The 9,210-nt window shown below is 61.9% G+C and carries 9 protein-coding genes; 3 read left to right on the top strand and 6 right to left on the bottom strand.

Annotated features, from left to right (window positions below; translation table 11 throughout):
• Positions 1–98: 98 nt before the first annotated feature.
• From BSG20_RS34145 to BSG20_RS34125, 3 genes are all read right to left on the bottom strand, one after another.
• Entirely contained in the window at positions 99–1,658 is a 1,560-nt protein-coding gene (locus BSG20_RS34145) for a TerC family protein (RefSeq protein ID WP_072382213.1), read from the bottom strand.
• A gap of 378 nt (positions 1,659–2,036) precedes the next feature.
• A complete protein-coding gene (locus BSG20_RS34135; protein WP_072382215.1) occupies positions 2,037–2,504 on the bottom strand; it encodes a cupin domain-containing protein in 468 nt (155 codons plus the stop codon).
• 520 nt (positions 2,505–3,024) lie between these two features.
• Complete coding sequence (locus BSG20_RS34125) at positions 3,025–4,065, bottom strand: zinc-dependent alcohol dehydrogenase family protein (RefSeq protein ID WP_072382219.1); 1,041 nt, start codon at positions 4,063–4,065, stop codon at positions 3,025–3,027.
• Between the two features lie 238 nt (positions 4,066–4,303).
• Between BSG20_RS34125 and BSG20_RS34120 the strand changes: the two genes are divergently transcribed.
• On the top strand, positions 4,304–5,191 hold the full coding sequence (locus BSG20_RS34120; protein ID WP_072382221.1) for a branched-chain amino acid aminotransferase: 888 nt from the start codon (positions 4,304–4,306) through the stop codon (positions 5,189–5,191).
• A gap of 64 nt (positions 5,192–5,255) precedes the next feature.
• Here the strand turns inward: BSG20_RS34120 and BSG20_RS34115 are convergent, their stop codons facing one another.
• The 3 genes from BSG20_RS34115 to BSG20_RS34105 form a co-directional block, all read right to left on the bottom strand.
• Positions 5,256–6,497 carry a multidrug efflux MFS transporter gene (locus BSG20_RS34115; RefSeq protein WP_072382222.1) on the bottom strand — a complete coding sequence of 414 codons (1,242 nt, stop codon included), beginning with the start codon at positions 6,495–6,497 and terminating at the stop codon, positions 5,256–5,258.
• On the bottom strand, positions 6,494–7,171 hold the full coding sequence (locus BSG20_RS34110; protein WP_072382224.1) for a YbhB/YbcL family Raf kinase inhibitor-like protein: 678 nt from the start codon (positions 7,169–7,171) through the stop codon (positions 6,494–6,496). Before BSG20_RS34110 ends, BSG20_RS34115 begins: the two co-directional genes overlap by 4 nt.
• 86 nt (positions 7,172–7,257) lie before the next feature.
• Complete coding sequence (locus BSG20_RS34105; RefSeq protein WP_072382227.1) at positions 7,258–8,097, bottom strand: helix-turn-helix transcriptional regulator; 840 nt, start codon at positions 8,095–8,097, stop codon at positions 7,258–7,260.
• A gap of 167 nt (positions 8,098–8,264) precedes the next feature.
• On the opposite strand from BSG20_RS34105, the gene BSG20_RS34100 reads away from it, so the two are divergent.
• Together BSG20_RS34100 and BSG20_RS34095 are read left to right on the top strand one after the other, a co-directional pair.
• On the top strand, positions 8,265–8,609 hold the full coding sequence (locus tag BSG20_RS34100; protein ID WP_072382226.1) for a nuclear transport factor 2 family protein: 345 nt from the start codon (positions 8,265–8,267) through the stop codon (positions 8,607–8,609).
• Between the two features lie 168 nt (positions 8,610–8,777).
• Positions 8,778–9,210 (top strand): IS110 family transposase (locus BSG20_RS34095; protein ID WP_143147609.1); only part of this gene is annotated, 433 nt, incomplete at its 3' end.

Below are 9,210 nucleotides of genomic sequence, written 5' to 3'. Positions count from 1 at the left end.
GCCGAAAGGCTGGAAGCGTGACTGTCCCTCGATCAGCGTCTGCATATTAGTGATCCGTTCTCTCAACGGGCGCGGCATCTTTCATGCCACCTCCTTGATTATGCAGCTTCCTCGATACGCTGGACGCGCACCTTGTCGATGTTGCGGCCGTCCAGTTTGACGACCTCGAAGGCGAGTTCGCCCGCTGTAAAGCCTTCTCCTTCGTGCGGAAGATGGCCGAGATGCCAGAGAATGAAGCCGGCGAGCGTCGAATATCTGTCCGTCTCGTCGATGAGATCTGCGTCGAGCAGCCTGGAGGCATGACGAATGTCGATCCAGCCGTCGACAGTCAACGAGCCGTCCTCGCCGCGTTCGATCGTGAGTTTTTCCTCGTCCTCATCAGGGAATTCGCCGGCAATCGCCTCCAGGAGGTCGGTCGGCGTCACCATGCCTTCAAGATCGCCGTATTCATCGAGCACGATGGCGACGGTTTGGCTGGATTGGCGCAATTGCTCCATCAGCTTCAGTGCGCTGATACTCTCGTGCACCACCAGCGGCTGGCGAATGGAGCGCTCAGCGTTGATCGCGCCATCGACGATGATGTCGCGCAACAGGTCGCGAGCGCTGGCGATGCCGATGAAATTGTCCAGACTGCCACGGGCAACCGGGAAACGCGAATGGCCGAGGTCGAGGATACGGTGCCGGAGTTCGGCCCGCGGCGCGTCGAGGTCGAGCCAGTCGATGTCCATGCGCGGCGTCATCACCGACTTGGCCGACCGCTCCGCAAGCGTTAGCACGCCCTGAATCATGTCTTTCTCTTCGGTGGAGAAGACCTGGTCTTCTGCGATCTGCTCGGCGATCAGGTCGGCAGTTGGGCCAAGTGTGACCTGCGGGCGTTTGCCGCCCAGCAGGTTCAGAACGGCGTCGGCGGTGCGCTCGCGAATATTGGTGGGCGTGATCAGCCGCTCGCGATTGTGCCGCGCCAGTTGGTTCAACGCCTCGATGGTGACCGAGAATCCGATGGCCGCATAGAGATAGCCCTTTGGTAGGTAAACGCCGAATCCTTCGACGATCAGGGAGAAGCCGATCATCATCAGGAAGCCGAGGCAGAGGATGACGACGGTCGGGTGCTTGCCGACGAAGGCCGTCAGCGGCTTGGAGAGCAGCACCATGACGCCGACCGCGATGATGACGGCAATCATCATGACGGGCAGATGCTGCACCATGCCGACGGCGGTGATGACGCTGTCGAGGGAGAAGACCGCGTCCAGCACGACGATCTGTACAATCACCTGCCAGAAAACGGCGTGGACCAACCGTTTCTCGCCGCTAGCGACATGCCCCTCGAGCCGTTCGTGCAGCTCCATCGTACCTTTGAAAAGCAGGAAGAGCCCGCCGATGATGAGGATGATATCGCGGCCGAAGAAGCCGTAGTCGGAAATTGTAAACAGTGGCGTCGTCAGCGTCACCACCCAGGCGATGGAGGCGAGCAACGCCAAGCGGATGAGCAGCGCGAGCGCAAGGCCGATCAGCCGCGCTTGATCCCGCTGATGCGGCGGCAGCTTGTCGGCCAGAATGGCGATAAAAACAAGGTTGTCGATGCCGAGGACGATCTCAAGCACGATCAGGGTAGCAAGGCCGACCCAAGCGGAAGGGTCGGATATCCAGTCGAGGAACATCAGTGATTCAATGCGGCCATATCAGTTGGACGACCGCTCCTTTTTGCATGAAAATGGGGGTGAGCGCAGCACGCCGGGCCTCGTTCCCTGCAATCATTGATGAAGAGAGCCGCTTTGCCTGCGGCTGGATGCCTCGCCCCGACGCGATCGCCGTCGCTTCTTCCACAGTGGTCGCCGCCATCGTCTGCCGGAATATCACGGCTCGAACGGGCGGAACCGGTACTGGAGGGGTCACTGTCAGGCATGTCGCAATTTTGGAGAGGAACAGGAGCGCGCGCAAGAGGCCCGCGAGCAAAATCGCCTATAGTCTTGGTGTGACAGTATCTTGTAGGAACAGGGGAACCGCCCGAACTTGCGGTCCGGGCGGCTCTTGAAAGTTCAGGCCGCCAGGATGGTGATGCCGTGGGCGTTGGCCGCGGCCTTCATGCGTTCCATCGTTTCCGCGGAGGGTGTCGCCTTCGGCGGTTCCTGCGAGCCGGCAGCCTCAAGGAATTCCGCCATATCGCGGTCGACGATGGCCGAGAAGACAGCCGTCTGCGGGCCGGGATTGGAATAGGCGTGCGCCCGGTTCGCCGCGATGCGGACGATGTTGCCCGCGGTGGCTTCGAACTCTTCCAGGCCGTTCTCCGTCGCACGGCGGATGGTCAGTCGGCCTTCGATGATCCGGAAGACCTCGGGGCTCGCGTGACGGTGCAGTGGCGTCCGGCTGCCCGGCGGCACTGTAATGTCGAAGATGTTGAGCCAGGCTCCCTGCAGACGAGCGCGTCGCTCGATCCGATCGCCCAGCACGAAGAAAACCTTCGCGCTCGCCCGGGCAGGCGCTTTCACAAATGAGTTGGACATCATGTCTCGCTTTTCTTTTTTTGGCGGCGAGCCCGTTAGACCTTTCCGAAGCCCTTGGCAACCCGCAGCCGCCGATCGTCGCTGTCGCGATCTGTCCCGGCGCATATGGGTTTTGGCGTTTGCCGCTTCAAGCGGCGGCGCTCTCTTGTGTGTCGCTCTGCGCGGTGAGAATGCGCCTGGCGATGACGCGCTCGATCAGAGCCGGCGGAAAATGGTCGGCGCTGCCGAGGTCGCCCGCGCCGCCTCCCGGCAGCTGAAATTGCTGTTCATCTTGTCGGAGTTCGACATGAACTGCGCTGCGCTGCGCGGTTGCGGATGTCGTAGGCGGGGATGAGGACGGTGGATGGCCCCTTGTCGAGCGTCGCGGTTCCCAGGCGCTGCTTCAGCTTTGTCTCAAGCACATCTGCCTTGTCGCTCGGATCGTTGAGGCCGAACGGATTGAAGACATCGGAAAGCCAGGGCTTCCGGAAAATATCAGCGCCTTCGTTCTCGTAGAGGCTGAGCAGATCGGTCGGCGTGCAAGTCAGAACTGCGTGATGACGCTGATGCCGATCCCTTCCGCCCGATCGAGCGTCATCAGCCCGGGGATCGCCTCTTCGAGCGTTATCCGGCGGCCGATCAGCTTCTGCGGCGCGATCTTGCCTGACGTCAGCATCGACAGCATCGCATCGTAGCGCCAGGCCTGCATGCCGTGGCTGCCGTAGATCTCCAGTTCGTGGCCGATCACCTGCGCCATCGGGATCTGCGGTGCCGCATATTCGCCGAGCATCAGGCCGACCTGCACATGCCGTCCGCGGCGGCGCAGATTCTTGATCGAGTTGAAGCAGGTCACGGGGTGGCCGAGCGCGTCAATCGAGACGTGCGCGCCGCCCTTGGTGATTTCACGCACCGCTTCCGGCACATCGGCTACGCTGCTTGCGTTGATCGTCGCCACCGCGCCGCATTCGCGGGCGAAGGCAAGCTTCTCGTCGGAAAGATCGATGCCGACCGCGTTCGCTCCGAGCGCCGTCGCGATCATGATTGCCGAAAGGCCCACCCCGCCGCAGCCGTGCACGGCGATCCACTCCCCCGGGCCGGTGCGCGCGTGATCGACGACTGCGCGAAACGATGTCGCAAAGCGGCAGCCGAGGCTTGCCGCGGTCGCGTCGTCGATACTATCAGGCAACTGCACGAGGTTGGTATCGGCATAGTCGATCGCTACGTATTCCGCGAACGAGCCCCAATGCGTGAAGCCCGGCTGGAACTGGTTCGGACAGACCTGCTGGTTGCCGGAATGGCATTCGCTGCAATGGCCGCAGCCGGAAACGAAAGGCACGGTCACCCGGTCGCCGATCTTGAAGCTCATGACGCCCTTGCCTGTTGCGACCACCTTGCCGGCCAGTTCGTGGCCCGGCACATGCGGCAGCTTGATATCCGGATCGTGGCCCATCCAGCCATGCCAGTCGCTGCGGCAAAGCCCGGTCGCGCCGACGGCAATGACCACACCATCCTCGCTGGGCGTCGGATCGGGCAGGGTGCGGATTTCGGGAGCCTTCTCGAAGGCGTCGTAGAACATGGCTTTCATCGATTTCACTCCGCATCGCTTCCGGTGCATGATGGCACGACGCCGATATAGCTTCCAATCGCGCCATCCATGATTTTCAGTGATATACCCATCGATGGCGCTTAGGGCTCGCGCATGAATATTACTCCCTGCGAAGCCTCTCCGCCATTTTCTTGCGTAGGATTCCGGGGTGTGGATTTCCACTTGACCGGGTCTTCGCGTGGGGATTTTGCTCTTCGAACTTTTCAAGGAGAATGCCATGGCCGTCGACACATCGCCCCGTTCAACCACCTGGACTTACGTCGAGGGAGAGTGGCTTACTGGCAACCCGCCGCTCATCGGGCCGACCTCGCACGCCATGTGGCTGGCCTCGACGGTCTTCGACGGCGCACGTTGGTTCGATGGCATCGCGCCGGACCTCGACCTGCATTGCCAGCGCGTCAACCGCTCGGCGATCAGTTTGGGCCTTAAGCCTGTGAAAACAGCCGAGGAGATCGAAGCGCTCGCCTGGGACGGCCTCAAGAAGTTCGACGGCAAGACGCCGATCTACATCAAGCCGATGTATTGGGGCGAGCACGGGTCGGCCGGCAGCGTCGTCACCGTCGACGGCGAGTCCACGCGCTTTGCGCTTTGCCTCTTCGAAGCGCCGCTCGGCAACAACGCGCCGAATTCGCTCACCGTTTCGCCCTATCGCCGCCCGTCGCCGGAAACGGCGATGACGGATGCCAAGGCCGGTTCGCTCTATCCGAACAGCGGCCGCGCCATCGCCGAGGCGAAAAGCCGCGGGTTCGACAATGCGCTGATGCGCGACATGAATGGCAACGTCGCCGAGACGGCCTCCTCCAACGTCTTCATGGTCAAGGACGGCATCGTCTCGACGCCGATTGCCAACCGCACCTTTCTTGCCGGCATCACCCGCGCCCGTGTCATCGGCCTCCTGCGCAAGGCGGGCTTCGAGGTGCGCGAAGTGACGCTCTCGGTCGAGGATTTCATGAATGCCGACGAGATCTTCACGACGGGCAACTATTCCAAAGTCGTCGGCATCAACCGCCTCGATGGCCGCGATTTCCAGCAAGGGCCGGTCACCCGCAAGGCGTTCGAACTCTACATGGACTGGGCCTTCGGCCGCAGCGAAAGTGACAGCTAAGCCGCCATTTCTCACGTGAGTACAACGGCCGCGCTGGAAGCCCTGGCGCGTTCTGGCGTCGAGCTTATTTGCGGTCCGGCATACCGGCGTTGCGCGGCCGCACCAGAAAGGAATAGGCGGCGCCGGCAATCAGCAGCACTGATGTGCCGAGAAACACGGCCTGCATGCCGATATGGCCGCCGACAAATCCTCCTAGTACCGGCCCGGCAACCTGCCCGACATATTGCGATGAGACCGACAGGCCGAGAATGCTGCCCGCGGCACTATCCGGCACGCTATGGCGGATGACCGTGGAAATGCAGGGCAGCAGCCCGCCGAGTGCCATGCCCATCAGGAAGCGTAGGATGATCAGCTGCCAGGAGTTCGTCACGAATGCCTGCGGGATCAGCAACAGGCCGGCAACCGCGAGCGCACCTGCAATGACAGGCCAGTGGCCGATGCGGTCGGCGAGCTTGCCGAGGCGGGACGCCGACAGGATGCTGCCGAGTGCTGCCGCTGACATGACGATGCCTGCGATCATCGTCACCTTGCCCGGATTTTCTGTGAGCTGCGCGACATAGACGGTGATGATCGGTTCGATCGACATGTTGGCGAGCATCAGCAGCAGGCCGGTTGCCAGCATCGCGATTACGGGGCGCTTGTCTGATATCGAGGCCCAACCGCCGCTCGCCTTCGCAGCCTGCTTGCGGGCAGGGGACTTCTCTTCCTTGATCAGGAAGGTTGTCGCGAGGAACGCCAGAAAGATCATCCCGCCCGCGGCCAGGAACGTGTTGCGAATGCCGATCAGCGGCGGCAGCGCGCCGCCGATCAGCGGACCGACGAGGTTGCCCGCCATGATACCGGAGGCGAGCACGCCAAGCGCCCATGCGGATCGATCCTTCGGCGTTTGCGTGGCAACCAGCACCATCGAGCCGGACGAATAACCGCCCGCAAGACCCACGAACAGGCGCAACGCCACCAGTTGCCAGACGCTGTCGGCCATGCCCATCAGCGAAATCGCAACCGTCATTCCGGCGCTGGCGCGCACCAGCATGAGCTTGCGTCCATAGATGTCGCCGAGCCGGCCCCAGAGCGGTGCCACGAAGGCGGCGGCCAGGAAGGTCGCGCCATAGGCGATGCCGGACCACTGCACGATCGCCGCGCGATCGCTGACACCGAGTTCCTCGACATAGATTGGCAGAAACGGCAGCAACAGCGTCATCGCGACGATCGTCGTGAAGGAGCCGAGCAGCGAAATGACCAGATTGCGCTGCCAGTAGATCGAGCCGCTATCGACGACGGCTGCGTCCCATTTGGTATCGGTCATTTCAGCGCCTTTGCATTGATCGTATAGGTCAGTTCAGCCGCGCCGGAGGCAAGGACATGTCCTTTTGCGGCGGCAAGAAAATCGGCGCGGGTAAAGGCGTCGGGAAGCGTAAGCCGGTCGGTATCGAGCGCATAAACCGTTACCCGATAGCGGTGGATGCGGAGATCGTTCCAGGGTGGGCACGCGCCCATATAGCCCCCGTAAGGACCATCCTTCAAGAAGGCTGCGAAACCATTCTGCCCGCGCCGGCCGTGCTTCGTATTCTCCAGCGGCAATCCTCCCTGCGGCTGGCCGTCGCCGTCGGCGCCTTCCGCAAGCCGGGTCACTGCGGTCGGGATGTTTGCCAGCATCCAATGCGTGAACTCCATACGCGCTGCGTCCCTCGCGATCACCGTTCCGTTCTTGTTGAGCAGCGACAGGTCCCGCGGCACATCAGGATCGGTCATCACAAGTGCGTACGAGCGCGTGCCCGCCGGACCCTTCGACCAGGAAAGGGCGGGGCTCCTATTATTGCCGGCGGCTTCCTTGCCGCCCGCCGCGATGCAGGAGGCATTCTCCGCCGGCAGTGTGCCTCCCTTGCCGCTCTTCTCGAAGGTGACCTGCAAATCCGCGGCCAGGATTGGCATCGCGCTGAGGACAAGAATGAGGGTGGTTGCCGTTATCGTTCTGCGCATGAGCTGCCTCCTGTTCGATGAGACAGCTCTAGCAATCGCGGCGATTGCTCGATGCGCAGAAACGCTCAAAGAATGGTCGGAAAAGCTCAAACGTCCGCGGCGTGTGTCGCACGCTGTCTGGCCCGCATGCGTTCGGCAAAGCGTCGCGGTGAACGATAGCCGGCCGCAAGTGCTGCCTCGCGAAGCGAAAAGCCTTGCTCCGACAGCAGTGCCGCGACAAGATCCACGCGCACTTCGGCGAGCAGGTCGCGCAGCGATGTTGCCTCCTCGGCAAGCCGTCGCCTCAGCGTCGCATTGCTGGTGCCGAGTTCGGCGGCGATGGCGTCGGCGGTCCAGGCCCTGTCCGGCTGCCAGCGGATGAGTGAGCGCACGGCGTCGCTGGTCGTCGTCGGCTTTGCCGGCAGAACGCCGCGCATGCCAAGCACCATCAGCACTTCCATCACCCGATGTTCGATCAGCGCGGGCGGCAGTGTTCCAGCCGCCATGCCTTCGCCAGCATGGTGAATTGCGCCAGCAAGTGCCGTGTCGAGCGGCAGATCGATTGGCCGAACTGCACGTTGAGGCGGGAACGAACGGGCCGCCCGCGCCACAAGTTCATCGGGAAAGCCGATAAAGATCGCGCGGTAGACGCCGCTTGCGGGATCGGGGTCATTGACCACATCGCCTTGCCAACCGCCGGGAAGAACCAGAACAGTGCCCGCGCCAAAGCGCATCTGCCGTCCCATGGTCACGAGTTCCTTCGACCCCTCGACGATCGCCACGATCGAAGCACGCGGAAAGGCGCAGCCGGCGATGCGCTCGCGCTGGCGCGTCACGAAGGTAAAGAGCGCGGAGGACCGCTCCGCCACCTTCGGCAAGACCAGCGGGCGGTTATCCTTGGCGGCAAGCTTCTGCAGCCGCTCCAATATGTGTTGCGCTTCGAGCATGAGATTGTCCTCCATCGACCGTGGCGATGATCTTCAACCATCGCCGCAGACTTTCCAAGCCGCATGTGGGGCGGCAGTTGCAGCAATGACAGCGAGATGGTATAAATCTGATTGCAAAATGCAATCGGATTTATACGGCACTTGCTGCTAGCCGAAAGGATTGTGCTATGGATCCCACCACAATATCGCGCGAGCGGACCGTTCGCGGCCTCTACGATGCCTATCTGCAGGGCCGCAAGGATATTGCGGCCGAGATGCTGACAGAGGACTTCACCTTCTCCAGCCCGCGCGACGACCACATCGATCGCACTACCTATTTCGACCGCTGCTGGCCCGACCCGGTGCCGTTTCGCGATATGGAGATCGAATACCTCGAGATCGTCGATGATGAGGCCGTGGTCCGATACCGGGCGGAAAAGCATGACGGCGGCGCATTCCGCAACATGGAGGTCCTGCACTTCAGGGGTGACCGGATCGCCTCGGTGGACGTCTATTTCGGTCGCAACGACTAGAGCATGTCTCCCGAAAGTCGAACCGGGCCAGAGACATGTCGGCCTCTACGGCGGTAAAAAAATGAAGGATTGCAGAAAACGGAGTTTTTCAACATCGGGTAATGGTCGAGAGCTCTTCTCCCGATGCCTGTTAAGATCAGGCCCCGTCATAGAAAGAGGAGACTGACCATGGAGTATTTTGCTGGATTGGACGTCTCGATGGACGAGACGCACATCTGTGTTCTGGACCGTGACGGCGCGATTGCCCATCAAGGCAAAGCCGCATCGACACCAGCCGCTATCGAAGTGGAGCTGGCCAAGGCGCCGATTTGCAGCCGCGTCGTGTTTGAGACCGGGCGAATGGCGCCGACGCTTTATCATGGTTTGGTCGAACGCGGCGTTCCCGTAGTGTGCATCGAAAGCCGTCAGGCTCACCAGGCGCTGAAGTCGCTTGCGACACACAAGACCGATCGCAACGATGCTCGTGGTCTCGCCCATCTTGCCCGGACCGGCTTCTTCAAGGTCGTGCATGTGAAGTCTTTGCCTGCGCATGCGGTTCGTTCACTGCTGATTGCCAGGAAGAAACTGGTTGGTCAGCGGGTCACGCTGGAGAACCAGATCC

Source organism: Rhizobium tibeticum, assembly GCF_900110205.1.
In the GTDB taxonomy this organism is placed as follows: domain Bacteria; phylum Pseudomonadota; class Alphaproteobacteria; order Rhizobiales; family Rhizobiaceae; genus Rhizobium; species Rhizobium tibeticum.
This window is presented reverse-complemented; position numbering and strand designations above follow the sequence as displayed.

Bases quoted from the DNA above. Each gene is read 5' to 3' on its own strand.
- BSG20_RS34110 (WP_072382224.1), bottom strand. From the start codon at position 7,171: ATGCGCAGAACGATAACGGCAACCACCCTCATTCTTGTCCTCAGCGCG.
- BSG20_RS34100 (WP_072382226.1), top strand. From the start codon at position 8,265: ATGGATCCCACCACAATATCGCGCGAGCGGACCGTTCGCGGCCTCTAC.
- BSG20_RS34125 (WP_072382219.1), bottom strand. From the start codon at position 4,065: ATGAAAGCCATGTTCTACGACGCCTTCGAGAAGGCTCCCGAAATCCGC.
- BSG20_RS34115 (WP_072382222.1), bottom strand. From the start codon at position 6,497: ATGACCGATACCAAATGGGACGCAGCCGTCGTCGATAGCGGCTCGATC.
- BSG20_RS34135 (WP_072382215.1), bottom strand. From the start codon at position 2,504: ATGATGTCCAACTCATTTGTGAAAGCGCCTGCCCGGGCGAGCGCGAAG.
- BSG20_RS34105 (WP_072382227.1), bottom strand. From the start codon at position 8,097: ATGCTCGAAGCGCAACACATATTGGAGCGGCTGCAGAAGCTTGCCGCC.
- BSG20_RS34120 (WP_072382221.1), top strand. From the start codon at position 4,304: ATGGCCGTCGACACATCGCCCCGTTCAACCACCTGGACTTACGTCGAG.
- BSG20_RS34145 (WP_072382213.1), bottom strand. From the start codon at position 1,658: ATGTTCCTCGACTGGATATCCGACCCTTCCGCTTGGGTCGGCCTTGCT.